This is a genomic window from Haemophilus sp. oral taxon 036, from assembly GCF_002998595.1.
Lineage (GTDB): Bacteria > Pseudomonadota > Gammaproteobacteria > Enterobacterales > Pasteurellaceae > Haemophilus > Haemophilus haemolyticus_K.
The window spans coordinates 62,292-86,498 of the sequence record NZ_CP027235.1; the positions used below are offsets into that span (position 1 = coordinate 62,292).

Consider the following 24,207-nt stretch of genomic DNA (forward strand, 5'->3'; position numbering starts at 1 on the left):
TATTTTTCTCTTTAACTAACTTACAGTCTAACTATTCACATTCAGGGAGATCCCATTTCTTTGCGGGAATTTCATTCTTATAACGAATAATAGTGTCATTTTCGCTGAGTAATCCATCTAATGTATAATGTCTCTTTGTTGTTTCACTATAGGTAGCGTTGTTATAAGTCCCATTTTTATCCGGTAAAAGATAGAAAATCTCATTAATATCCTCATCCATCTTTAAAATAGGTATAGGTTTATTAGCTATTCGTTGAAGATAATAATACCCTTTATTTTCAATAATAAATTTAAAAGTTTGAGAACTTATATTTGAATTATTAGATCTTTTTGTTAATTGCACATAAGATCCTGCTTTTACTCTACTTTCAGATAAATATTTTTCGGAGTCTTTAAATGGTGAATTATTAAATACCCCATTTTTAAAATCAGGTAGAAAAAGCTCACGTAAAACTAAAGCTCTTCGAGGGCCATCTTGTACTAAACATTGCTTAATATCATCTTTCTTATAGATAGTTATAAGATGAGTTGCGTAATTTTTTACACTTAATGTGCCATAGTCACTACCTTCATAATCTTTATATTTCGGATATATCCCATCGAAACTAAGACATGCCGACAACGATTGAAAAATAGGAAGCAATAAAATCAGTCTAATATATTTTATATACATGGTTTCCTCTGATTATTTTATCTTAAAATTGATTAATACGAACTTCTCTTCATTCAGATAAATCCCCCGAATCACCTCTTTCAACTCCTCCAATCCCATATTTTCCTGCTTCGCATGCTGTTCCGTTAGTTCATCAAGGGTAATCGGCGACACACCTAATACTTCAATAGTGCAGAAATATTGATTATCTTCAAATCGACCAACACGTAAAATATCGCCTGCTTTAAAATGGCTTTCGGATTTATCCCGAATGGTGATGGTTTTTCGCCCGGCGAGAATATCGGTTTCAAAGCGTTGGTAGAAAGTAATGTCGTTCATTTATTAACCCACGTTTTCAGTAGAAAGATTCCAACCTTGCAGACGTAATTGTTTATAGCGTTCTCGAGCTTGTGTTTTTAAGGCATCATCTTTCGGTACAAAATCAATAAGCTGTGTAAAGCTATGGCTAAAATCTGGGATTTCTTGTTGCAAATTAATTAGCACATCACGGCGTTGTAAATTTCGTTTCCCAAGCCATGAAATCTCAATCGGTGTAGGATATTGTGTTGCCTCACCCGATAAATTATGCGGAACAAATTCATTGGGATCTCGTTGCCACAAACGCTCATCAATCTCTAACGCTTGAGCCTCACTTTCACAGCTAATCAATACTTTTTTCCCTGAACGCCATATTGAGGCAGCAAGATTACAGGCTATTTCTTCAACAGTTAATGTACAATTTTCCGTAAGAATGTAAAATTGCGCAGTTTTTGCCATTTTAGCCCCGTTATTTTCTCAATCTTGCCCTATAAAAAGGGTAAAATTCTAACGAAAAAACCCTAAAAAATAAATAATTAAATATACATTATTACAAATGCGTGAAAATCCACCGCACTTTTATGATCTATGTCACAAAACTGATTTTTAACGTTTTTGTTACGTTCCACTCATAACTCGGAAGTGTTAAAATCAATCCAGTTTTAATTTTCATTCAATTCATAGGAGTACAGAATGGCATTTCGTATTGAAAAAGACACAATGGGTGAAGTTCAAGTTCCAGCAGATAAATACTGGGCTGCACAAACTGAACGTTCACGCAATAACTTTAAAATTGGTCCTGCCGCCTCAATGCCACATGAAATTATCGAAGCTTTTGGCTATTTGAAAAAAGCAGCCGCATTTGCTAATCATGATTTAGGTGTATTACCTCTTGAAAAACGTGATTTAATTGCACAGGCTTGTGATGAAATTTTAGCAAATAAATTAGATGATCAATTCCCACTCGTTATTTGGCAAACCGGTTCTGGTACACAATCCAATATGAATGTGAACGAAGTAGTTGCAAATCGTGCTCATGTGTTAAACGGTGGCAAATTAGGTGAAAAATCCATCATTCACCCAAATGATGATGTGAACAAATCACAATCTTCAAATGATACTTTCCCAACGGCAATGCACATTGCGGCATATAAAAAAGTAGTTGAGCACACCATCCCTTGTGTTGAACGTTTACAAAAAACTTTTGCGGCAAAATCTGAAGCCTTCAAAAACGTGGTAAAAATTGGCCGCACTCACTTAATGGATGCAACACCACTAACATTAGGCCAAGAATTTTCGGCTTATGCTGCTCAATTAGATTTCGGCTTAAAAGCATTAAAAAATACTCTTCCACATTTAAGCCAATTAGCATTGGGTGGAACTGCGGTTGGTACAGGTTTGAACACGCCGAAAGGCTATGATGTGAAAGTGGCAGATTACATTGCGAAATTCACCGCACTTCCGTTTGTCACTGCAGATAATAAATTTGAAGCATTAGCCGCTCATGATGCGATTGTTGAAACTCACGGTGCATTACGTCAATTAGCAATGAGTTTATTTAAAATTGCGAACGATATTCGTCTATTAGCATCAGGTCCACGTTCGGGAATTGGCGAAATTTTAATTCCTGAAAATGAACCAGGTTCTTCAATCATGCCAGGTAAAGTAAACCCAACTCAATGCGAAGCGATGACAATGGTCTGCGCACAAGTATTTGGTAACGACACCACCATCGCATTTGTAGGCTCACAAGGTCACTTCCAATTAAATGTGTTCAACCCTGTGATGATTGCAAACTTCTTACAATCTGCTCAATTATTGGGTGATGCTTGCGTATCTTTCGATGAACACTGTGCAGTGGGTATTGAACCAAACTATCCTCGAATTAAACAACAACTTGAAAATTCATTGATGTTGGTGACCGCACTTAATACGCATATTGGTTATGAAAACGCAGCTAAAATTGCAAAAACGGCGCACAAAAATGGTACAACATTGCGTGAAGAAGCAATTAATTTAGGCTTAGTTTCTGCCGAAGATTTTGATAAATGGGTTCGCCCAGAAGATATGGTGGGTAGCCTAAAATAATTCACTGCACAAATTAACACCATTGATATTAAAGGCGAGTAAAATTACTCGCCTTTTTACTCGTTTCTCATTTGTTTTTTGATGCGGTTTGTTATAATCAACACAATTTTATTCACGGCAATTTATTATGAAAATGAAATCCCTTTTTGTGGCAATAATCACGTTTTTTTCTGCCGCACCTTTTGCTCATTGGCAACCCATCGGAAATGCCGAATACACGTGGGGGCCGTTCCATGTTTATACCATTGGTTTATTTTCCGAAACGGGCACTTATCAAGAAAATGAACGCCCATTAATGCTCTCTTTCAAATATGAAAAACCCATTGAAGGGAAAAATTTTGCGATTACGCTTATTAAAGAAATCGAAACCTTAAAACTTAATGATGGCGATACTCAAAGTTGGCTTAAAGAAATGCAATCTACATTTCCTGATTTCTCACCAAACGATATCTTGAACTATATTGCCTTACCAGATAGAGGCTACTTCGTTTTAAATGACACTGTTTTGGAACATGATTTTGATGCTAAATTTAATCAAGCATTTATCGGCATCTGGCTTGCACCGAATAGTACTTTTGTAAAACTTCAGCCACAATTATTAGGCAAAACGAAAAGCAATCATGAAGCAGCTGAATTTTATCTTAAACCTGAAATTGAATCCTTTGATGAACAAGATTCTACGCCTGAACTACCGCCAAACTATCTGTTAAATCAAGAGAGAAAATCTTTTGGATAAATAAAAACGCCGCCTTTTATCAAAAAGTGCGGCGATTTTATTTCCATTTTATTTCTGAATAGTAGCAAGAAATTCTTTACGCGTATCACGATCTTTTAAAAATACGCCTCCATAAGCAGAGGTAATAGTATAACTATTTGTATCTTTAATTCCCCGCGCTTTCACACAAAAGTGTGTTGCCTTAATATAAACGGCGACATCATCTGTTTCTAAAATAGTTTGAAAAGCTGTGAGAAGTTGTTCTGTTAGCCTTTCTTGTACCTGTGGACGCTGTGCAAAAAACGACACAATACGATTAATCTTCGAAAGACCAATAACCCAATCTTTTGGATAGTATGCCACACAAACTTTACCATCAATCGTCACAAAGTGATGCTCACAAGTACTCGTCAATGTAATATCATTAACCTGTACCATTTCACTCACTTTCATTTGGTTTTTAATTTTTGTCATTTTAGGGAAATTTGCATAATCCATTCCACTAAAAATCTCATCAATAAACATTTTTGCCAAACGATTAGGTGTTTCTTCAAGACTATCATCTCGCAAATCCAATCCAATTAATTTCATCACTTCATGCATATGTTTTGCAATACCTAAGCGACGCACTTCTTTACATTGGTTTAGATCTATCATCGGCGTTTCAATGCCCTTAGCAATTAAAGCATCGCGCACACTTATTGCATCTTGTGAAATATCAGTCATAACAGTCTTTCCTAAAAAAATAATGCGTTATTCTAACAAAGGATAAAGCGAACGCAAAATGAGAAAAATCACTAAGTAAAATGAAATCTTTAGTTTTAAGATTTTTCAGACTACAATACTTTAAATTTTACTTTAATTAAGGAATCTCTATGCTCACGTTGGATCAAGCCCGTAATAATATGCTAGAACAGATCACCTTTCCTACACAAATTGAAACACTTAATTTACAACAAGCCGCTAATAGAATTTGTGCAGAAGATGTTATTTCCCCTATTAATGTCCCTTCTTTTGATAATTCTGCAATGGATGGCTATGCTGTACGTTTAGCTGATTTAGAAAAATCACTGACTCTTTCTGTTGCAGGTAAATCCTTTGCAGGAATACCATTTCAAGGCTCATGGCCTGCTCAGAGTGCAATAAGAATTATGACTGGGGCAATGATTCCTGAAGGCGCTGATGCTGTCGTAATGCAAGAACAAGTCAACATAAATGAAGACGGAACAATCACCTTCTCTGAATTACCTAAAATCAATCAAAATATTCGTCGTATTGGAGAGGATGTTAAAAAAGGAGATATTGTATTAACACAAGGTGATGAATTAAATGCCGTTTCTTTACCATTATTAGCTTCTTTAGGTATCTCAGAAGTAAAATGTTATCATCGATTAAAAGTGGCCATACTTTCCACTGGGGACGAACTTGTCGAGGTAGGTAAACCGTTACAAATTGGACAGATTTACGATACAAACCGATTCACTGTAAAATTACTGCTAGAAAAACTTCATTGTGAAGTTATTGATTTAGGATTATTACCAGACAATGAGGCTGAATTTGAAAAAGCCTTTATATCTGCACAAAAACAGGCTGATTTAGTGATTACCAGTGGTGGGGTATCTGTTGGAGAAGCAGATTTCACTAAAACAGTATTAGAAAAAGTAGGTGAAATTAATTTCTGGAAACTTGCCATTAAACCTGGTAAACCTTTTGCTTTTGGTAAACTAGAAAATGCATGGTTTTGTGGCTTACCTGGTAACCCTGTCTCTGCACTTGTGACTTTTTATCAACTCGTTCAGCCCCTTATTGTAAAATTGCAAGGTCAAAAACAATGGAAAAATCCAGCACGTTTTTCAGCAATTGCTTCAACAAACTTAAAAAAAGCTCCTGGTCGCTTAGATTTCCAACGAGGTTTTTATCACATCAACTCACAAGGACAAATTGAGGTTAAGTCTGTTGGGTTTCAAGGATCTCACTTATTTAGTGCATTCATAAAAAGTAATTGTTTTATTGTATTAGAACAAGAGCGTGGCAATGTATCAGCAGGTGAACGTGTAACCATAGAACTCTTCAATCATTTATTGGGATAACCTATGACTGAATTAAGTTACGAAGAAGAGCTACGATATAACCGGCAAATCATTCTTAAATCGATTGATTTTGAAGGACAAGAAAAACTAAAAGAGAGCAAAATTCTCATTGTAGGTTTAGGTGGATTAGGCTGTGCGGCTAGTCAATATTTAGCCGCTTCAGGTATAGGACACCTAACCCTATTAGATTTTGACCATGTTTCACTTTCCAATCTACAACGTCAAGTGCTTCATTGTGATGCTAGACTGAATATGCCAAAAGTTGAATCTGCTAAAATAGCTCTAGAACAGCTTAACCCACATATTGATATTCAAACAATAAATGAAAAACTAACCGAAGAAAAACTGTCCGAATTAATACCGCACTTTGATCTTGTCTTAGATTGCACTGATAACGTCGATATTCGCAATCAACTTGATCGCCAATGCGAGAAGGCGCACATTCCCTTAATCTCTGGTGCAGCAATCCGAATGGAAGGCCAGATTTCAGTCTTTACCTATGAATCAAATACACCAACCTATCGTGAACTAAGTAAATTATTTGGGCAGAATATATTAAGTTGTGTAGAAGCTGGAGTAATAGCCCCAATTGTTGGGATTGTTGGTTCTATTCAAGCATTAGAAGCAATTAAAGTGCGTTTAAAAATTGGCAAAAATTTATGTGGTAGATTACTCATTATTGATGGCTTCTCAATGAACATTCGAGAAATAAAATTACCAATAAATAACCCTTAGTTTTATGAGAATATTTTATGATGACTGAAATCAAAAAACTTGATCCTGATACAGCAATTGATATTGCGTACGATATTTTTCTAGAAATGGCAAGTGAAAATCTTGATCCAGCCGATATCCTTCTCTTCAACCTACAATTTGAAGAACGAGGTGGTGTTGAGTTTGTAGAAACTGCCGATAACTGGGAAGATGAAATTGGCGTACTCATCGATCCGAATGAATATGCCGAGATTTGGGTTGGATTAGTAAACAATCAAGATGAAATGGACGATATATTTGCAAAATTTTTAATTTCTCACCGAGAAGAAAATCGTGAATTTCATGTTATCTGGAAAAAATAATATCAAATACTAAAACTAAAAAATCCCTATTGAATTCACAATAGGGATTTTTCTATTTAATCACAAAATTATTTAGTAGCTTCTTTCACCGCATCAATTGTTTGATTCGCTTTTTCACCTATAGATTGTTTCATTTCTTCCATTTTTGAAGACGCTGCATTTTTGGCTTGTTCAACTTTTTCCATTGCCACATTCTTCGCATCTTCAACTTTAGCCATAGCTGCATCTTTAGTTTCAGCCATTTTTTCTGCTGCCGCTGATTTTGCAGAATCTACAGCGTTGCTTGCCATATCCTTCATATCAGATACAGCTTGTTGTGCAGTAGTTTTTACATCTGCTGCAGCATTAGTTGCAGCTTCTTTCACATCCGTAACAGCTGAAGTTGCCGCTTGTTTTGCCTCTGCAACTTTTTGTGCTGCCTCATCTTTATCAAAACAACCGGTTAAAGCGACCGTTGAACCCAACACTAATGCAGCTAATGCTAATTTTTTCATGATAAATCTCCATCTAGTATTCATTTTGCAAAGCCCTATTGCTTTGTGTGACGTAGTTTACGCATATTTCTTAAAAAGGAAATAGGTAAAATAAAAATTTACATTTCTTTAAAAATCTTTACAAACAAAAATAAAACTAACTAATTGATAAATAAAGAATATTTATAAAGCTCCATGGAGAATATTTATTTTTTGTAAAGATAAATAACCATTAATTTGATTATTAATAACATAATTAGATCAATGCATCTGCATTTTTATACATGAGAATTTTTGCATATTGTCCAGACCAATTTAAATATGCAATAGTCGCTGGGTAAAAACTGATTGGATTTCGCTTTCCATAGAGCTCCGCTACAATTTCACCGACTAAAGGTAAATGAGAAATAATAAATATAGATTTTATACCTTCATTACGCAATACAGAAAAATAATCCGTCACCATTTCTGCATGGCCATAAGGTGTAACACCGTCCCAAATTTCTATTTTTGATGATAGTTCACCATTAAAAGCCTGATTTACCTGCTCGAAAGTTTCTTGTGCTCGCACATAAGGACTAATAATAATACGATCTGGCGTGGCTAACTCTAACTGTTTTCTTAACCATTGCCCCTGAGTAAAGGCTTGTTTAATACCATAGGCAGTTAAGCGACGAGCTTTATCACTATTAGCCATTACTTCAGCCTCGCCATGACGCATAATAAAAATATTCATTTTGCTTTCCTAAGCATTTGATAAAAATAAACCGCACTAAATAAAGTGCAGTTAAAAAATTAATGAGATTTAACTACTTCTGCAATTTCTTCTGCACATTGTTGTGCAAGTTCAGCATCTTGGCATTCCACCATAACGCGAATAAGTGGTTCCGTACCCGATTTACGCAATAAAATACGACCTTTGCCTTCTAAACGTTTTTCAACGTCTGCGGCAACAGATTTTACAGCGTCACTTTCAAGTGGATTATCCCCACCCGCAAAACGTACATTAATTAACACTTGTGGGAATAATTTAACCGCACTCGCTAATTCATTTAATGATAATTTATGCTGAGCCATCGCCGCCAGTACAGCTAATGAAGCAATAATGCCATCACCCGTTGTATTCTTATCCGCAATGATAATATGACCTGAATTCTCACCACCAAGCGTCCAATCGTTTTCAACCATTTTTTCCAATACATAACGGTCACCCACATTTGCACGTAAGAAAGGAACGCCAAGCATTTTCAACGCAATCTCTAAGCTCATATTACTCATTAATGTGCCAACGACACCGCCTTTTAATTGACCTGAACGCAATGCTTCACGTGCAATAATAAAGAGAATTTGGTCACCATCGACTTTATTTCCTAAATGATCGACCATCATAATTCGGTCACCATCGCCATCATAAGCCAAACCAACATCCGCTTTAGTTTCAACAACTTTAGCTTGCAATGCTGTCACATCAGTTGCACCACATTTTTCATTAATATTCAAACCATTTGGATCTGTACCAATTTCAATGACTTCCGCACCAAGCTCTCTCAATACGTTAGGTGCAATATGATAAGTCGCCCCATTTGCACAATCTACCACGATCTTATAACCTTCCAAGCCTAAGTGTGCTGGAAATGTACTTTTACAAAACTCAATGTAGCGTCCTGCTGCGTCATTAATACGGCTTGCTTTACCTAATTCGGCAGATTCCACACAATCCATCGGTTGCTCTAACATCGCTTCAATGGCTTCTTCAATTTCATCAGGCAATTTAGTGCCTTTTGCTGAAAAGAATTTAATGCCATTATCATAATAAGGATTATGAGAGGCTGAGATCACGATACCCGCTTCAGCACGAAAAGTTCTGGTCAAATAAGCAATAGCAGGTGTAGGCATAGGGCCAGTAAATGCAGCAGATAAACCCGCAGCAGCCAAACCTGCTTCAAGGGCTGATTCCAACATATATCCAGAAATTCGGGTGTCTTTACCGATTAAAACCATTTTAGAACCTTGAGAAGCCAATACTTTTCCCGCAGCCCAGCCTAATTTTAATGCGAAATCTGGTGTAATTGGATAACTACCTACTTTTCCACGTACGCCATCTGTTCCAAAATATTTACGATTTGCCATAATACAATTCCTTTAATTTTTTTATAAAACCATCAGGCATTTTCTGTTGCCTGCCAAACTTTGAGCATATCTGATGTTGCAGCAACATCATGTACGCGTAAAATTTTTGCACCTTTTTGCGCTGCAATAAGCGCACCTGCCGCACTACCTATCACTCTCTGATCGACGGGTTTATCAAGCACCGCACCAATCATTGATTTGCGAGATAATCCCGCTAACACTGGATATCCGCTATGACAAAATTCATTAAGATTTTGTAATAATTGATAATTATGCTGTACAGACTTACCAAAACCAAATCCCATGTCCCAAATTAAGTTTTCTTTTTTAACACCAGCAGAAAGACATTCATTAGTACGTTTCTGTAAAAAAGCCAATACATCTTGCACGACATTTTCATAATGAGGATTTGTCTGCATCGTTCTAGGTTGACCTTGCATATGCATAATGCAAACAGGCAAAGCAAGTTTCACCGCCGTTTCTAATGCATTTGGCTCTTGCAAAGCACGAATATCATTAATCAAATCCATTCCAACACTTGCCGCTTCACGCATCACAACTGCTTTTGAAGAATCGACAGAAATCCAGCAATCAAAACGGCTTCGCACTGCCTCCACTACTGGCACAACACGATGCAATTCTACTTGCTCAGATACTTCATCCGCATTAGGGCGTGTAGATTCACCACCAATATCAATAATTGTCGCACCTTCTTCCAACATTTTTTCAACTTGAAAAAGGGCTTTATCCAAACTAAAAAACTGTCCGCTATCAGAAAAAGAATCAGGCGTAAAATTAAGGATTCCCATAATCTGAGGAACACTTAAATCAAGACATTTATTATTCGCGTAAAGTTTCATAAAGTGCGGTGGATTTTTAGATTAATTTTAGTCGGGCGATTATAGCGGAATACGCTGAAGAAAAAAATCATTAGGGAAAAATAAAGCCTTTCCGAAGAAAGGCTTTTTTGATTAGAGAGTTGATTAGGAATTAGAATCTGAAGAATTTTCACCCGCACTTTGAGCATTATTGCTATTTGCATAAGCAGCTTGCCCGGTGTGCTCTTCCCATCCAGATGGCGGAGTGACTGGTTCACGATTCATCAATTGTTTGATTTGTTCTTCTTCAATGGTTTCATATTTCACTAACGCATCTTTCATGGCGTGAAGAATATCCATATTGTCGATCAAAATCTGTCTTGCTCTCGCATAGTTACGATTTACAATTGCACGAACTTCTTCATCAATTGCATGAGCCGTTTCATCTGACATATGTTTTGCTTTCGCCATTGAACGACCTAAGAAAACCTCGCCCTCATCTTCCGTATAAAGAATCGGACCTAATTTGTCAGAGAATCCCCATTGCGTCACCATATTACGCGCGATATTAGTCGCGACTTTAATATCATTTGATGCACCCGTTGAGATATTTTCTTCACCATAAATCAAATCTTCTGCCAAACGACCCGCATACAAGGTAGAAAGCTTACTTTCTAATTGTTTTTGGCTAATACTAATTTGATCACCTTCAGGCAAGAAGAATGTCACACCCAACGCACGACCACGCGGAATAATAGTCACTTTGTGTACAGGATCATGTTCAGGCACTAAATAACCCACAATCGCATGACCAGCTTCATGATAAGCAGTCGATTCTTTTTGCTTATCCGTCATAATCATGGTACGACGCTCTGGCCCCATATTGATTTTGTCTTTTGCTTTTTCAAACTCAAGCATGGTTACCGTACGTTTATTCACTCGAGCAGCAAACAAAGCCGCCTCATTCACTAAGTTTGCTAAATCTGCACCAGAATAGCCAGGCGTACCACGCGCTAATGTCATTGCATCAACATCTGGTGCTACAGGCACTTTACGCATATGTACTTTTAAGATTTGCTCACGACCTTTCACATCAGGTAAACCAACAACAACTTGTCGGTCAAAACGGCCTGGACGAGTTAAAGCTGGGTCAAGCACATCTGGGCGGTTAGTTGCTGCAATAACAATTACGCCATCATTACCGCTAAATCCATCCATTTCAACTAGCATTTGGTTTAAGGTTTGTTCACGCTCATCATGTCCACCGCCTAAACCCGCGCCGCGTTGACGACCCACTGCATCTATTTCATCAATAAAGATTAAGCAAGGTGCATTTTTCTTAGCCTGTTCAAACATATCACGTACACGAGATGCACCAACACCCACAAACATTTCTACGAAATCAGAACCAGAAATAGTGAAGAATGGAACTTTTGCCTCCCCTGCGATAGCACGAGCAAGTAAAGTTTTACCAGTACCTGGAGGCCCAACCATCAGGATACCTTTTGGAATTTTACCGCCCAAGTTTTGGAATTTATTCGGATCACGCAAGAAATCAACAATTTCGCCCACTTCTTCTTTTGCTTCATCGCAACCAGCGACATCCGCAAAAGTAACCTTAATCTGATCTTGGTTCAACATTTTGGCGCGACTTTTACCAAAGCTCATCGCCTTGCCGCCACCGCCTTGCATTTGACGCATAAAGAATACCCAGACGCCAACAAGGAATAACATTGGGAACCAAGAAATTAAAATTTGGGATAAGAAACCACGTTTTTCAAATGGCGTACCTTCCACTTTCACTTTTTTGCTTAACAAATCATCAAGCAATTTTTTATCTTCAAGTGGGGGCATTACGGTTGAATATTTAGAACCATCCGTTTTCGTTACCGTAATTTCATTGGCATCAAAACGCGCTTCTGTCACTTGTCCATTGCTTACATCGTAAACAAAGGTTGTATAATCAGTAGAATTATCTACCGAAGAGGAATTAAAACTCTGGTATGCTGTCATCATAATGACCGCTACTACCACCCAAAGCACCAGATTTTTGACCATATCGTTCAAAGTCTAACCTACCTTTCCTAAGTTAAAAAATTTTTTACAAGATACTACACATCATTAGCAATGAAAAGCTATCAAAGCAATTAGCCTTTATAGCCTGTCGCCACAATATATACTTCACGAGAGCGTCCGCGTGATGCTTCAGGCTTACGCACTTTCACCACATTAAATAAAGAACGAATTTCTCTTAAATATTCATCAAAGCCTTCACCTTGGAAAACTTTAACAACAAAGCTTCCTTTGGTTGCCAAGACCTGTTTACACATATCTAAAGCAAGCTCGACCAAATACATTGCGCGCGGAATATCCACTGATGGCATTCCACTAAAATTAGGTGCCATATCAGACATCACAACATCAACTTTATCTTCGCCTACACGCGCTAATAAAGCATTCAAAACATTTTCATCACGGAAATCGCCTTGCAGAAAATCAACGCCTACAATGGGATCCATTTCCAAAATATCACAAGCAATCACTCGACCTTTGCCACCAATTTGTCCCACCACATATTGCGACCAACCGCCAGGTGCAGCGCCAAGATCGACCACAGTCATTCCTTGTTTAAATAATTTATCCGTTTGCTGAATTTCATCAATCTTAAAATACGCGCGTGAACGTAACTTTTGCTTATGCGCTTTTTGCACAAATTGATCACTAAAATGTTCATTTAGCCAGCGAGAAGAACTTGCTGAACGTTTTTTCTTTCCCATAATCTTCTATTTTTGGTAGTAGTTTTGCTTATATTTGGTTACAATCTGCCGAATTCAAGCCGAGGCTGATTGAAATCAGTGAAAAACATTGAGAAAATCAACCGCTCTTTTTAATTAGGAATCCTTATGACAACCTTATCAACCAAACAAAAACAATTTTTAAAAGGTCTTGCGCACCATCTTAACCCAGTCGTTATGCTTGGTGGAAATGGCTTAACCGAAGGCGTACTTGCTGAAATTGAAAATGCACTTAATCATCACGAACTCATTAAAGTAAAAGTTGCTGGTGCAGATCGCGAAACAAAACAACTTATTATCGATGCGATTGTGCGTGAAACTAAAGCAGCACAAGTACAAACTATCGGGCATATTTTGGTACTTTATCGCCCAAGCGAAGAAGCAAAAATTCAGCTTCCACGCAAATAACAACAAAAGTGCGGTCATTTTTAACCGCACTTTTTTATTTAAATATAATTCACTTCAATAATATCAAACTCAACGACACCGCCAGGCGTTGTAATATTAACGGTATCATCTAATTCTTTACCAATTAAACCTCGCGCAATGGGAGAATTAACCGAAATCAAACCCGATTTAATGTCAGCCTCATCATCGCCCACAATGCGATAAGTGACTTCTTCGTCTGTATCAGTATTTACAAGCACAACCGTTGCACCAAAAATGACTTTACCGTTATTTGGCATTTTTGTTACATCAATAATTTGAGCATTACCAAGTTTACCTTCAATCTCTTGAATACGACCTTCACAAAAACCTTGTTGCTCACGAGCTGCATGATATTCTGCATTTTCTTTTAAATCACCGTGCTCGCGTGCTTCTGCTATCGCTTTAATAATTTCAGGACGACGTACATTTTTTAAGAAATCCAATTCTTCACGTAATTGTTCTGCGCCACGCACAGTCATTGGAATTTGTTGCATTGTTTTTCCTTTTACTAAATAAAACAAAAACCACGGCAAAACCCTAAAATCTTGCCGCAGTATTATTAAAAATAAACTTGAAATGAGAAAATGATTTACTCAATTTCATTCGGGGCTTATTATTGTTCGTCTAAAAAAAAATAGCAACCATAACAAACCTAATATGAAAAAATTATCTTCAATTTCCACCGCACTTGGATCCTTTTTACTTTCCATAAGCTTTAGCCTTCCAACCTTCGCAAATATTAATGTTTCAGACTTGACACAACAATTGCCTGAAGGCTCTAGCGTAGGTTTTATCGCAAAAAATATAAATCAAAACCAAATTATCTCGGATTATAATGGCTCAACCTTTATGCTTCCTGCAAGTACACAAAAAGTTTTTACAGCTGTTGCCGCTAAACTTGCATTAGGTGATCAATTCCAATTTGAGACCGCGCTTTTGAGTAATGGGAAAATTCAAAATGGGAATTTAGAGGGTCACTTAATCGTGCGTTTCACAGGCGATCCAGATCTCACAAGTGGCCAACTTTATACCTTACTTGCAGAATTAAAAAAACAAGGTATCAAAAAAATTAATGGCGATTTAGTATTAGATACATCTGTTTTTTCGAGTCACGACCGAGGATTAGGTTGGATTTGGAACGATCTGACCATGTGTTTCAACTCTCCCCCATCTGCTGCGAATATTGATAACAACTGTTTCTATGCGGAACTAGATGCCAATCAAAATCCCGGTGAAACAGTAAAAATCAATGTGCCTGCACAATTTCCAATTCAAGTGTTCGGACAAGTCTATGTAGCGGATAGCAATGAAGCGCCTTATTGTCAGCTTGATGTTGTTGTACATGACAATAATCGCTATCAAGTAAAAGGATGTTTAGCCCGTCAATCTAAACCTTTTGGCTTAAGCTTTGCTGTGCAAGATACGGATGCTTATGCTGCCGCGATTATTCAACGCCAATTAAGACAATTAGGTATTGAGTTTAATGGCAAAGTCATGCTGCCACAAAAACCACAACAAGGTCAGCTATTAGCGAAACATTTATCCAAACCATTACCAGATTTATTGAAAAAAATGATGAAAAAATCGGATAACCAAATTGCCGATTCATTATTCCGAGCGGTGGCATTCAATTACTATAAACGCCCTGCATCCTTTCAATTAGGCACATTAGCGATTAAATCCATCTTGCAAAAACAGGGAATTCGTTTTGGTAACAGTATCTTAGCCGATGGATCTGGTCTGTCTCGCCATAATCTTGTAGCACCTAAAACGATGCTATCCGTTTTAGAGTACATCGCTAAAAACGAAGATAAATTGCATTTAATGGAAACTTTTCCAATCGCAGGTGTAGATGGCACGATCAGTGGGCGAGGTGGATTAATTAGCCCACCATTAGTAAAAAATGTTATTGCTAAAACCGGTTCTTTGAAAGGGGTTTATAACCTAGCCGGCTTTATGACAAATGCTCGAGGGGAAAAAGTAGCCTTTGTACAATTTATTAATGGCTACTCAACAGGCGATTTGGAAAGCAAAACCAAACGAGCACCATTAGTTCAATTTGAGAGTGGCTTATACAACGAAATCTATAAATATTGATAAAACCTTCTAAAAAACACCGTACTTTACCATCCAAAGTGCGGTGTTTTTTTAATTACTTAACATACTCATTACCTAAAAATAATGGCCCTAAATGGCTTTTAGGAAGACCAAATTTTTCAGGATAAATTACATCGACTAAATATAGTCCATCAGGTTTTGCAGTTGGTGCCGCAAGCTGACGATTTTTTTGCTCTAGTAACCATTTCATCCATTCAATTGATTCTTTACCTGCACCAACTTCAATCAAACTCCCAACAATATTACGGACCATATGATGCACAAAAGCATTGGCTTGAATATCCACAATAATATATTGCCCAATCCGAGTAACTGATAAGTGATGAACATTACGCCACGGCGTGTTTGATTGACATTGTGCGGCACGAAAAGAGGAAAAATCATGCTCGCCTAATAAATACTGACCAGCTTGATGCATTTTTTCTGCATCAAGATCTAAATAACAGTGAGTAATTCCTCCGTGTAAAATAGCAGACCGTAATTTATTACAATAAAGAATATAGCGATATCGACGAGCCATTGCTGAAAAACGCGCATGAAATTCATCATCAACTTTTTTTGCCCAAGTAACCGCAATATCATCAGGTAAATTCGCATTTGTCCCGAATGTCCATGCTTTATCAGGGCGTACCGCACTAGTTTCAAAATGTACGACTTGCCCTGTTCCGCTCACCCCTGAGTCAGTTCTCCCGGCACAAAAAATTTCAATTTTTTCATTAGCAATAATGGAAAGCGCGTTTTCAAGTTGTTCTTGTATGCTACGCACATTTTCTTGACGTTGCCAGCCATAATAATTTGTGCCTTGATATTCAATACCTAATGCGATTTTCATCTTATGCCTTATTTTTGATAGAGTGAAATTATGGTAACGCAACTTTATAAGGTACGCAAATTTCATTATGTAAGAATGAACATATTTTTTCATTAAATAATAATAATTACCATTGATATAAATTAACCTTTTAGATATACTCGCGCCTCTTTTTACCTATATCTAATCTACGGAAGCATTTTATGAAATTTAAATTAAGCCTAATTTACACCGCACTTTTTGCCGGAGTTTCGTTTGTAGCTAATGTAAATGCAAAAGAATATTCAACTAATGAACACACATTAGAAGGTATTGAAGTCATTACAAAACTTGTTAATGAAAAAGGCTATAAGGCTGAACGCACTGAAATTACAGGCGTAAATTCATCAATTATTGATACACCTTATAGTATTGATATTGTGACACAAGAACAATTACAAGATAAACAACCAAGTACTTTAGAAGACGCAGTAAAAGGAATTAGTGGTTTAAGTCAAGGTAATAATTTAGCAGGTACACTTGATACAGTAAAACGCCGTGGCTACGGTGGAAATCGTGATGGTTCTATTATGCGTAACGGGCTTGCAAGTCCACTAGCACGTAACTTTAATGCTAACGTAGAACGAGTTGAAGTACTAAAAGGCCCCGCTTCAGTATTATATGGCATGCAAAATCCCGGCGGCGTAATTAACGTTGTAACTAAAAAGCCTTCCAATGAAGGGCATAAAACAACGTTAGATACAAGTTACGGTTCAAATTATAGCCGTAATTTTGGCATTGATGTTACTGGCCCCATTACTGGTACTGGATTCGCTTATCGCATCGTTGCTGATCACAAGAAAAAACATTCTTGGCGTAATTTTGGGGAAAATAAAGAAACAATCATTGCACCATCTCTATCCTGGAAAAATGATTCAACAAAATTAACCTTGTCTTATGAATATCAAGATTATAAAGGTGATTTTGATCGCGGTATTTTCATTGATACAAATAAAAAAGTTGGGCTTAACCATAACCCAAATTATGGCAAACCTGTTGATATTCCATTAGAAAGAAGATTAGATGATCCAATCAATGTAACAACAGGTTACTCTCATACCATTCAATTTAATGCTGAACATAAATTAAACCCGAATTGGACTCTGAAAACAGATTATGGATATGCAAAAAATCATTATTCTGATTGGCAAGCTCGTATTACAAAATATGATGCCAAAACCGGAAAGGTAACACGACGAATTGACAGTACAAATCCGTCCGATGCAGTAAATAATAGTTTGAATTTATCTGCTATTGGGATTATAGAACAATCCCCTTCCGTTACTCACCAATTACGTACAGCTGTTGAACTACAAAAATATCAGTTAACGATTGGCGATTTACGCCGTAGCGGAACACATACAATGTCTATTGATACCCCAGAATATAATTCAACACAGGTGATTAATGGGCAGGCATCGTCAAAAACAGATGTACGAACTAGCGATATGTTAGAACAATATAAAACTCTTGGTTTAGTCGTGCAGGATGCAATCTATTTGGGTGACAAATGGATTGTTTCTGGTGGTGTTCGGGCACAATGGCATCAAATAAAATCAGGACAAGGACGCGAAAATCAAAAATTCCGTAATAATGACAGTGGTTTTGCCCTTTTACCACAATTAGGTTTAGTTCACTTAATTACACCTGACTGGTCTATTTATGGAAATGTAGGTACGTCAGCTAAACCTAATCCCTCTCGTAGCTGGGATTACAAAGGTGAAAAAATCAAACTTGAAACAAGTCGTCAATTTGAAATTGGAACCAAATACAATAATGAATGGTTAAGTGCTAACCTAGCTTTATTCCATATAATTAAAGATAACACCGCAAAACGCTATAAAGATCCTGCTACAAATGAAAATGTTATTAAAATTGCAGGCAAAGATCGTTCTCAAGGTATCGAAATTGATATTAATGGCAAGCTAACTGACAAACTAACAATTTCAGCCAATTATACTTATACTAAAACAAAAGTATTGCGTGATGATGCTGAACCACAAAATATAGGTACTGATTTTGATAGTACACCAAGACATCTTGCAGGATTAACATTAATCTACGATTGGGGTCACTTCTTAGGTGGTCATTGGCGTACGGGTGCTGGTGCTGAATATCAAGGAAGTTGGGGATTTAACTATATCAATAATGGTCAAGCGACTTGGTTCAAAATACCATCTGCTACGCTTTATAATGCCTTTATTTCTTATGACGTAAAACTTGGCAAGCAAGATCTTAATTTACGTTTAACAGGCAAAAACCTTACTAATAAACGTTATTTTGTCTCTCATACCACAGCCACAATGGAACACTTATCTATAGGTTCACCGCGTGAAGTTGTATTAAGCGCAAAATTCAGCTTTTAATTCATAAAATATATCCCCTATCTCTATATAGGAATAGGGGATTTTCATTTTTTATAGGAAATCAATGAACTGGCAAACCGAACTTAATAATAGTTTAAACTGGATTTTAACCGCACTTTTTTGGGTGATATTATGCTTTAGCGCAACAATCTTAGCCTTAAAACAAACTACTTTCGGCAAAAAATTCTGGTGTATCGTGTCACCATCGATTAGTAAAAAAACCAGCATTAAACTTATTTTAATGTTGTTAGTGCTCTTTATAATGATATTGCTAGAAGTAAGATTTAGCGTGCTTAATTCATTTTTTTACAATGGATTATATAGCTCAATGCAAGAAATGAATATAGAAAAATTCTGGTTCTTTGCTAAACTTAATGCTCTTCTTGTACTTGTTCAAGTCATTCACTCGATTAGTGATTACTTCTTCCGTCAGGTATTTGAAATTCGATGGCTTGAAAGTTTAAACTCATCATTGATTCAACGTTGGCTAAATAATAAAAAATACTATCGTTTAAAATACGAACAAGATTTACCCGATAATATTGATCAACGTATTGAACAAGATGCTCGTGAATTTATTACTAGTACCGTACAAATTGTGCGTGGAATGATTAATTCTATTCTTACAACGATAGAATTTACTATTATCCTATGGTCACTATCTGGTGTATTAAGTCTATTTAGTTTAAATATTGAGAAAGGTGTCGTATTCTTTATTTATTCCTTTATTATCTTTGCAACTTTAATGTCAGTCTGGATAGGTAAACCGCTAATTAAACTAAATTTTAATAAAGAAAAACTCAATGGGGATTATCGTTACTCTTTAATCCGTGTACGTGATAATGCAGAAAGCATTGCTTTTTATCATGGTGAAAAAAAGGAACAACTATTCTTACAACATAAATTTACTCAAATAATTCATAATCGTTGGTCTATTGTATTAAAAATGCTTGGATTGGATGGATTTAATTCTGGAGTTACTCGAGTAGCAAAACTCTTACCATTAATGTTACAAGCACCACGTTTCTTTGCTGGACAAATTAAACTTGGTGATATGCATCAAACTGTACAGGCTTTTAACCGGTTGATGACAGCCCTTTCATTTTTTAGATTATTTTATGAGCAATTTACACTCTATCAGGCTCGTTTAAACCGTTTATATGGTTTTATGAAAAAAATGGATGATTTAGATAATCAAGAGTTTTATCAACCATTTCTATGTTCTCATCGTGTCGCATTAAAAGACTTTGGGATTAAAGATGAAAAAGGTCGTGTATTACTTAATAATTTAAATATTAATTTAGTTAATGGAGATGCACTATTAATTCAGGGCGCATCAGGCACAGGGAAAACTTCATTATTAAAAGCAATTGCGGGAATTTATCCTTTTGAAACGATTGGTATTGCAGAACATCCTTGCTCTGGAAGTTTATTCTTACCACAACGTCCTTACATGCCACAAGGCACTTTACGGGAAGCAATTTGTTATCCTAATATCAATCCCAACCATCCAGATCTAATTCAAACAATGGAAGATTGTGCCTTAGGTAAATATATCCACGCCCTTGATCATATAAATGACTGGCAAGTTATTTTATCTCCCGGAGAATTACAACGTGTTGCCTTTATTCGTATTTTACTCACTAAACCCGATGTTGTATTTTTAGATGAAACAACATCTGCATTAGATGAAACAACTGAGTATTTGCTCTATCGAAAAATTCGATATCATTTACCTGAAATGATTATTTTAAGTATAGGCCATAGAAGTACACTTCAACAATTCCACAATAAACAATTGAAATTAGATATATGTTTATTATGTGAATAATCGTTTGTTTTAACATATTTTAGATAATAAAAAAGCGAACCAAACATTCGCTTTTTATTAAAATTTAATTTATAGCACTGAAACGTTAAGATCAGAACCGCCACCGACAATTCTAACCCGTTTTCCAGCAACAAAACTCGAATCAGCCTTTTGAACAACGACAATCTCTTGACCATCGTCTTTCTTAATCACTAATTCAGCACCATTTACTTGGCTCATTTTTTCTTCAATTTTACTGCCACCTACAGCACCAGCTAACGCTCCAATTACTGTTGCAATAGCCTGTCCACGGCCTCCACCAATTGCATTACCTGCTATACCACCTAAAGCACCTCCACCGATACCACCAACAATACCTTGGTTTTCGGCCTGGATTTTAACTGGTCTGACAGAAACAATTGTTCCATAGGTAATTGAACGCGCTTCTTTTGCTTGAGATGCTGTATAAACATCACCACTGAAAACATCTGTATTAGCACAGCCAGTCACAGAGAAAGCAACTAAAAGTGCTAATGTTGCTGTCATTTTTTTCATATGCTATATACCTTATTAAAGGGTTAAAAGAAATTAAAGTGGGTTTCTAGGTGATAATGTTGAAACATTTGTTGCTTTTTCATCACCAGAAACAATAACACATGCACCAACAACTAAAGAAGAATCATACTTACGAGTAATAACTACCTGTTCACCTTCTTGTTGATTACCTGAACAATCATTTTTACGAATAGTTAACTGTAAGTTTTCACCTTGTGGTTGACTAAATACAATATTACCTTTATAGGCATTTTCACCAACTGGCGCAGTTTGAGATGAACACGCAGATAAACCTAAACCAGCTAATACAACTAATGCTAAAGAGAATTTTTTCATTTGCTAAACCTCGAGTATTTTCTTAATAGAATAAGGATGAACCTTAATACAAGTATGATTTGATGTCTTATCAACAAAACTTACTGCAATAGATGGATTAGGCAATCTCTCGCCATCCACTTTAGGCTCGCTCACTTTAATGGTTAATTGAGTTAATTCGCTCCATAAAAAACGCATATTAATACGCTGTACCCATTCATTTATCGATTCATTCGGTAAAAATGGCATTACGACCTCAATATGCTCCCAACCTTCTACAAGATACTGCTTATTTTTAGGGAACGGTAGTTCAATAACATCAACGAACTGATTAGCGAACTTCACTGCTTTTTCTAACTGAATTAGATAAATCTTACGTCCGTTGACAATGTTATCAGATAAAATTCTACCGTATTTCAATAAAAGTGTCAGCCAGTTTTTTGCATTTTGTTCATTATTTACACGCACGGCAAGGTGATCGATTTCATAATTTGAAAAATCGATTGACATCATTTGAGCTAATTGTTGAATTTTTTTTTCAAATTCCGTCAAATCAGAAAAAAGTGCGGGTGATTTTTCCTGTAAATTTGTCATTTTGTCCCTTTGAGAAACTCATAAAGAACGGTATCATAGCCGATTATTTTCATTATTCAATTTGAACATAGGAAAAAACGTGAATATTCAATCTATTTTATCCGACAAAATCAAACAAGCTATGATTCTTGCTGGAGCAGATCAATCTTGCGATGCGCTTGTTCGTCAATCAGGAAAACCACAATTTGGCGATTATCAAGCCAATGGCATTATGGCTGCGGCAAAAAAATTAGGTTTAAATCCACGAGAATTTGCTCAAAAAGTTTTAGATAATGCTCAACTATCTGATATTGCAGAAAAATTAGAAATCGCAGGACCAGGCTTTATTAATATTTTCTTAAATCAAACTTGGCTAACAACTGAAGTTTCAGCTGCGCTTTCTCAAAAGAATTTAGGCATTCAAGCTACGGATAAGCAAACTGTTGTGATTGATTATTCATCTCCAAACGTAGCAAAAGAAATGCACGTAGGTCACTTACGTTCTACTATCATCGGTGATGCAGTTGTGAGAACTCTAGAATTTTTAGGTCACAATGTCATCCGCGCAAACCATGTTGGTGACTGGGGAACGCAATTCGGAATGCTTATTGCTTATCTTGAAAAAATGCAAAACGAGCATGCGAGTGAAATGGAATTGCAAGATCTTGAGGCCTTTTATCGCGAAGCCAAAAAACACTACGATGAAGATGAAGTTTTCGCTGAAAAAGCGCGTAATTATGTTGTGAAATTACAAGGCGGTGATGAATATTGCCGAGCGATGTGGAAACGTTTAGTTGACATCACCATGCAACAAAATCAACACAACTATGATCGCTTAAATGTGACTTTAACCGAAAAAGATGTGATGGGCGAAAGTCTTTATAATCCTATGTTACCAAGCATCGTAGAAGATCTTAAAAAACAAGGCTTAGCTGTAGAAGATGATGGTGCATTGGTTGTTTATTTGGATGAATTTAAAAATAAAGAAGGCGACCCCATGGGCGTAATTGTTCAGAAAAAAGACGGCGGTTTCCTTTACACTACAACAGATATTGCTGCAGCGAAATATCGTTATGAAACATTAAAAGCTGACCGCGCACTTGTTTTTTCAGATACTCGCCAAAGCCAACATATGCAACAAGCTTGGTTAATTACTCGTAAAGCAGGTTATGTACCAGACAGTTTCTCTTTAGAGCATAAAAACTTTGGGATGATGCTTGGTAAAGATGGAAAGCCATTTAAAACCCGTACCGGTGGCACGGTGAAATTAGCCGATCTATTAGATGAAGCGATTGAACGCGCCACTGTATTAATTAATGAAAAAAATACAAATTTATCTAATGATGAAAAAGAAGCAGTGATTGAGGCTGTCGGTATTGGTGCGGTGAAATATGCGGATCTCTCCAAAAACCGTACTACTGATTACGTTTTTGATTGGGATAACATGTTAAGCTTTGAAGGTAACACTGCACCTTATATGCAATATGCTTATACCCGAATTCGTTCGATCTTTAATAAAACAGATATAAATTCGACCGCACTTTTAGCAGCACCTTTAACGCTTGAAGATGATAAGGAAAGAGCGCTTGCAATTAAACTTCTACAATTTGAAGAAGCGGTACAAACTGTTGGAAAAGAAGGCACACCGCATGTACTTTGTGCTTATTTATACGAACTAGCAGGCATATTCTCGTCATTCTATGAACATTGCCCAATTTTAAATGCTGAAGATGAGTCCGTAAAATTAAGTCGTTTGAAATTGGCATTATTAACAGAAAAAACCTTAAAACAAGGTTTGGAGTTGCTCGGTATCAAAACCGTAGAAAAAATGTAATTTAGATACTTAAAATCCCTTTCTTACGAAGGGGATTTTTTATGCTTATTTACAGAATAAAAAAAGTGCCCCAATGGGGCACTACTCGGAAAGCAAAATAGATGTCGGCTATTTAAGATAGCACTTGTTTTTAGTGGTTTCAGAATAAAGAAATCCGATCAGTTATGCAAATACATATTTTCAGATTTGTGAAGTTGGTCAC

The 24,207-nt window shown here is 36.5% G+C and carries 25 protein-coding genes; 10 read left to right on the plus strand and 15 right to left on the minus strand.

The features are described from left to right. Window positions 1-31: 31 nt before the first annotated feature. Genes C3V42_RS00320 through C3V42_RS00330 form a run of 3 tightly spaced genes read right to left on the minus strand, consistent with a single transcriptional unit; the run spans window position 32 to window position 1,429 of the window. A complete protein-coding gene (locus C3V42_RS00320; protein WP_106013250.1) occupies window positions 32-673 on the minus strand; it encodes a hypothetical protein in 642 nt (213 codons plus the stop codon). Between the two features lie 12 nt (window positions 674-685). After that, window positions 686-991, minus strand: coding sequence for a N(4)-acetylcytidine aminohydrolase (gene yqfB / locus C3V42_RS00325; RefSeq protein WP_106013251.1), 306 nt, complete (start codon window positions 989-991; stop codon window positions 686-688). Between the two features lie 3 nt (window positions 992-994). Next, window positions 995-1,429 (minus strand): DNA polymerase III subunit chi, encoded by a 435-nt coding sequence (locus tag C3V42_RS00330; RefSeq protein WP_106013252.1) that lies wholly within the window; start codon window positions 1,427-1,429, stop codon window positions 995-997. 234 nt (window positions 1,430-1,663) lie between these two features. On the opposite strand from C3V42_RS00330, the gene fumC reads away from it, so the two are divergent. Together fumC and C3V42_RS00340 are read left to right on the plus strand one after the other, a co-directional pair. Next, window positions 1,664-3,058, plus strand: a complete 1,395-nt coding sequence (gene fumC / locus C3V42_RS00335) for a class II fumarate hydratase (RefSeq protein WP_005626500.1) — start codon at window positions 1,664-1,666, stop codon at window positions 3,056-3,058. Window positions 3,059-3,185: 127 nt separating this feature from the next. Further along, window positions 3,186-3,794: a chalcone isomerase family protein gene (locus C3V42_RS00340; RefSeq protein ID WP_048952566.1), complete on the plus strand. Its 609-nt coding sequence runs from the start codon at window positions 3,186-3,188 to the stop codon at window positions 3,792-3,794. 48 nt (window positions 3,795-3,842) lie between these two features. On the opposite strand, the gene folE is transcribed toward C3V42_RS00340, so the two are convergent. Then, a complete protein-coding gene (gene folE, locus C3V42_RS00345; RefSeq protein ID WP_106013253.1) occupies window positions 3,843-4,499 on the minus strand; it encodes a GTP cyclohydrolase I FolE in 657 nt (218 codons plus the stop codon). Window positions 4,500-4,648: 149 nt separating this feature from the next. On the opposite strand from folE, the gene moeA reads away from it, so the two are divergent. From moeA to C3V42_RS00360, 3 genes are read left to right on the plus strand one after another with little or no spacing between them, the layout of a single operon-like run. Continuing rightward, window positions 4,649-5,863 carry a molybdopterin molybdotransferase MoeA gene (gene moeA, locus C3V42_RS00350; protein ID WP_106013254.1) on the plus strand — a complete coding sequence of 405 codons (1,215 nt, stop codon included), beginning with the start codon at window positions 4,649-4,651 and terminating at the stop codon, window positions 5,861-5,863. A 3-nt stretch (window positions 5,864-5,866) separates the two neighbouring features. Further along, the gene (gene moeB, locus C3V42_RS00355; protein ID WP_106013255.1) at window positions 5,867-6,598 is read left to right on the plus strand and encodes a molybdopterin-synthase adenylyltransferase MoeB; all 732 of its coding nucleotides are present in this window, start codon (window positions 5,867-5,869) and stop codon (window positions 6,596-6,598) included. Between the two features lie 20 nt (window positions 6,599-6,618). Beyond that, window positions 6,619-6,939: an HI1450 family dsDNA-mimic protein gene (locus C3V42_RS00360; protein ID WP_179222760.1), complete on the plus strand. Its 321-nt coding sequence runs from the start codon at window positions 6,619-6,621 to the stop codon at window positions 6,937-6,939. 68 nt (window positions 6,940-7,007) lie between these two features. On the opposite strand, the gene C3V42_RS00365 is transcribed toward C3V42_RS00360, so the two are convergent. The 6 genes from C3V42_RS00365 to rlmE form a co-directional block, all read right to left on the minus strand. Then, window positions 7,008-7,433 (minus strand): hypothetical protein, encoded by a 426-nt coding sequence (locus tag C3V42_RS00365; RefSeq protein WP_048952571.1) that lies wholly within the window; start codon window positions 7,431-7,433, stop codon window positions 7,008-7,010. Window positions 7,434-7,668: 235 nt separating this feature from the next. Further along, window positions 7,669-8,148, minus strand: a complete 480-nt coding sequence (gene sixA, locus C3V42_RS00370) for a phosphohistidine phosphatase SixA (protein WP_048952572.1) — start codon at window positions 8,146-8,148, stop codon at window positions 7,669-7,671. Between the two features lie 59 nt (window positions 8,149-8,207). Further along, window positions 8,208-9,542 (minus strand): phosphoglucosamine mutase, encoded by a 1,335-nt coding sequence (gene glmM, locus C3V42_RS00375; protein WP_106013256.1) that lies wholly within the window; start codon window positions 9,540-9,542, stop codon window positions 8,208-8,210. Window positions 9,543-9,574: 32 nt separating this feature from the next. Next, window positions 9,575-10,402: a dihydropteroate synthase gene (folP, locus tag C3V42_RS00380; RefSeq protein ID WP_106013257.1), complete on the minus strand. Its 828-nt coding sequence runs from the start codon at window positions 10,400-10,402 to the stop codon at window positions 9,575-9,577. 123 nt (window positions 10,403-10,525) lie between these two features. Then, window positions 10,526-12,418: an ATP-dependent zinc metalloprotease FtsH gene (gene ftsH / locus C3V42_RS00385; protein WP_106013258.1), complete on the minus strand. Its 1,893-nt coding sequence runs from the start codon at window positions 12,416-12,418 to the stop codon at window positions 10,526-10,528. Window positions 12,419-12,507: 89 nt separating this feature from the next. Next, window positions 12,508-13,137 carry a 23S rRNA (uridine(2552)-2'-O)-methyltransferase RlmE gene (rlmE, locus tag C3V42_RS00390; RefSeq protein ID WP_005637911.1) on the minus strand — a complete coding sequence of 210 codons (630 nt, stop codon included), beginning with the start codon at window positions 13,135-13,137 and terminating at the stop codon, window positions 12,508-12,510. Window positions 13,138-13,263: 126 nt separating this feature from the next. Here rlmE and yhbY point away from each other — a divergent pair, with 126 nt between their 5' ends. Continuing rightward, a complete protein-coding gene (gene yhbY / locus C3V42_RS00395) occupies window positions 13,264-13,563 on the plus strand; it encodes a ribosome assembly RNA-binding protein YhbY (protein WP_005628915.1) in 300 nt (99 codons plus the stop codon). Between the two features lie 38 nt (window positions 13,564-13,601). On the opposite strand, the gene greA is transcribed toward yhbY, so the two are convergent. Beyond that, window positions 13,602-14,078: a transcription elongation factor GreA gene (gene greA / locus C3V42_RS00400; protein WP_005637913.1), complete on the minus strand. Its 477-nt coding sequence runs from the start codon at window positions 14,076-14,078 to the stop codon at window positions 13,602-13,604. A 163-nt stretch (window positions 14,079-14,241) separates the two neighbouring features. Here greA and dacB point away from each other — a divergent pair, with 163 nt between their 5' ends. Continuing rightward, window positions 14,242-15,681: a serine-type D-Ala-D-Ala carboxypeptidase gene (gene dacB / locus C3V42_RS00405; protein ID WP_106013259.1), complete on the plus strand. Its 1,440-nt coding sequence runs from the start codon at window positions 14,242-14,244 to the stop codon at window positions 15,679-15,681. A gap of 55 nt (window positions 15,682-15,736) precedes the next feature. On the opposite strand, the gene truA is transcribed toward dacB, so the two are convergent. Continuing rightward, window positions 15,737-16,534, minus strand: coding sequence for a tRNA pseudouridine(38-40) synthase TruA (truA, locus tag C3V42_RS00410; protein ID WP_065264752.1), 798 nt, complete (start codon window positions 16,532-16,534; stop codon window positions 15,737-15,739). A gap of 182 nt (window positions 16,535-16,716) precedes the next feature. On the opposite strand from truA, the gene C3V42_RS00415 reads away from it, so the two are divergent. Together C3V42_RS00415 and C3V42_RS00420 are read left to right on the plus strand one after the other, a co-directional pair. Next, window positions 16,717-18,918 carry a TonB-dependent siderophore receptor gene (locus C3V42_RS00415; protein ID WP_106013260.1) on the plus strand — a complete coding sequence of 734 codons (2,202 nt, stop codon included), beginning with the start codon at window positions 16,717-16,719 and terminating at the stop codon, window positions 18,916-18,918. Between the two features lie 64 nt (window positions 18,919-18,982). Continuing rightward, the gene (locus C3V42_RS00420; protein ID WP_106013261.1) at window positions 18,983-20,749 is read left to right on the plus strand and encodes an ABC transporter ATP-binding protein/permease; all 1,767 of its coding nucleotides are present in this window, start codon (window positions 18,983-18,985) and stop codon (window positions 20,747-20,749) included. Window positions 20,750-20,818: 69 nt separating this feature from the next. On the opposite strand, the gene C3V42_RS00425 is transcribed toward C3V42_RS00420, so the two are convergent. The 3 genes from C3V42_RS00425 to C3V42_RS00435 are packed head-to-tail and all read right to left on the minus strand — an operon-like array spanning window position 20,819 to window position 22,192. Beyond that, window positions 20,819-21,283, minus strand: a complete 465-nt coding sequence (locus C3V42_RS00425; protein WP_048952581.1) for a glycine zipper 2TM domain-containing protein — start codon at window positions 21,281-21,283, stop codon at window positions 20,819-20,821. Window positions 21,284-21,316: 33 nt separating this feature from the next. Next, window positions 21,317-21,619, minus strand: a complete 303-nt coding sequence (locus C3V42_RS00430) for a hypothetical protein (protein ID WP_048952582.1) — start codon at window positions 21,617-21,619, stop codon at window positions 21,317-21,319. 3 nt (window positions 21,620-21,622) lie between these two features. Continuing rightward, complete coding sequence (locus tag C3V42_RS00435; RefSeq protein ID WP_106013262.1) at window positions 21,623-22,192, minus strand: VOC family protein; 570 nt, start codon at window positions 22,190-22,192, stop codon at window positions 21,623-21,625. Between the two features lie 79 nt (window positions 22,193-22,271). On the opposite strand from C3V42_RS00435, the gene argS reads away from it, so the two are divergent. Then, window positions 22,272-24,005: an arginine--tRNA ligase gene (argS, locus tag C3V42_RS00440; RefSeq protein ID WP_106013263.1), complete on the plus strand. Its 1,734-nt coding sequence runs from the start codon at window positions 22,272-22,274 to the stop codon at window positions 24,003-24,005. Window positions 24,006-24,207 lie beyond the last annotated feature (202 nt).

Coding starts and splice junctions, on each gene's coding strand:
- C3V42_RS00415 (WP_106013260.1), top strand. CDS start 16,717: ATGAAATTTAAATTAAGCCTAATTTACACCGCACTTTTTGCCGGAGTT.
- C3V42_RS00430 (WP_048952582.1), bottom strand. CDS start 21,619: ATGAAAAAATTCTCTTTAGCATTAGTTGTATTAGCTGGTTTAGGTTTA.
- C3V42_RS00340 (WP_048952566.1), top strand. CDS start 3,186: ATGAAAATGAAATCCCTTTTTGTGGCAATAATCACGTTTTTTTCTGCC.
- C3V42_RS00435 (WP_106013262.1), bottom strand. CDS start 22,192: ATGACAAATTTACAGGAAAAATCACCCGCACTTTTTTCTGATTTGACG.
- dacB (WP_106013259.1), top strand. CDS start 14,242: ATGAAAAAATTATCTTCAATTTCCACCGCACTTGGATCCTTTTTACTT.
- C3V42_RS00420 (WP_106013261.1), top strand. CDS start 18,983: ATGAACTGGCAAACCGAACTTAATAATAGTTTAAACTGGATTTTAACC.
- sixA (WP_048952572.1), bottom strand. CDS start 8,148: ATGAATATTTTTATTATGCGTCATGGCGAGGCTGAAGTAATGGCTAAT.
- C3V42_RS00330 (WP_106013252.1), bottom strand. CDS start 1,429: ATGGCAAAAACTGCGCAATTTTACATTCTTACGGAAAATTGTACATTA.
- C3V42_RS00320 (WP_106013250.1), bottom strand. CDS start 673: ATGTATATAAAATATATTAGACTGATTTTATTGCTTCCTATTTTTCAA.
- glmM (WP_106013256.1), bottom strand. CDS start 9,542: ATGGCAAATCGTAAATATTTTGGAACAGATGGCGTACGTGGAAAAGTA.
- truA (WP_065264752.1), bottom strand. CDS start 16,534: ATGAAAATCGCATTAGGTATTGAATATCAAGGCACAAATTATTATGGC.
- folP (WP_106013257.1), bottom strand. CDS start 10,402: ATGAAACTTTACGCGAATAATAAATGTCTTGATTTAAGTGTTCCTCAG.
- yhbY (WP_005628915.1), top strand. CDS start 13,264: ATGACAACCTTATCAACCAAACAAAAACAATTTTTAAAAGGTCTTGCG.
- C3V42_RS00365 (WP_048952571.1), bottom strand. CDS start 7,433: ATGAAAAAATTAGCATTAGCTGCATTAGTGTTGGGTTCAACGGTCGCT.
- folE (WP_106013253.1), bottom strand. CDS start 4,499: ATGACTGATATTTCACAAGATGCAATAAGTGTGCGCGATGCTTTAATT.
- fumC (WP_005626500.1), top strand. CDS start 1,664: ATGGCATTTCGTATTGAAAAAGACACAATGGGTGAAGTTCAAGTTCCA.
- yqfB (WP_106013251.1), bottom strand. CDS start 991: ATGAACGACATTACTTTCTACCAACGCTTTGAAACCGATATTCTCGCC.
- C3V42_RS00360 (WP_179222760.1), top strand. CDS start 6,619: ATGACTGAAATCAAAAAACTTGATCCTGATACAGCAATTGATATTGCG.
- C3V42_RS00425 (WP_048952581.1), bottom strand. CDS start 21,283: ATGAAAAAAATGACAGCAACATTAGCACTTTTAGTTGCTTTCTCTGTG.
- moeB (WP_106013255.1), top strand. CDS start 5,867: ATGACTGAATTAAGTTACGAAGAAGAGCTACGATATAACCGGCAAATC.
- greA (WP_005637913.1), bottom strand. CDS start 14,078: ATGCAACAAATTCCAATGACTGTGCGTGGCGCAGAACAATTACGTGAA.
- ftsH (WP_106013258.1), bottom strand. CDS start 12,418: ATGGTCAAAAATCTGGTGCTTTGGGTGGTAGTAGCGGTCATTATGATG.
- rlmE (WP_005637911.1), bottom strand. CDS start 13,137: ATGGGAAAGAAAAAACGTTCAGCAAGTTCTTCTCGCTGGCTAAATGAA.
- moeA (WP_106013254.1), top strand. CDS start 4,649: ATGCTCACGTTGGATCAAGCCCGTAATAATATGCTAGAACAGATCACC.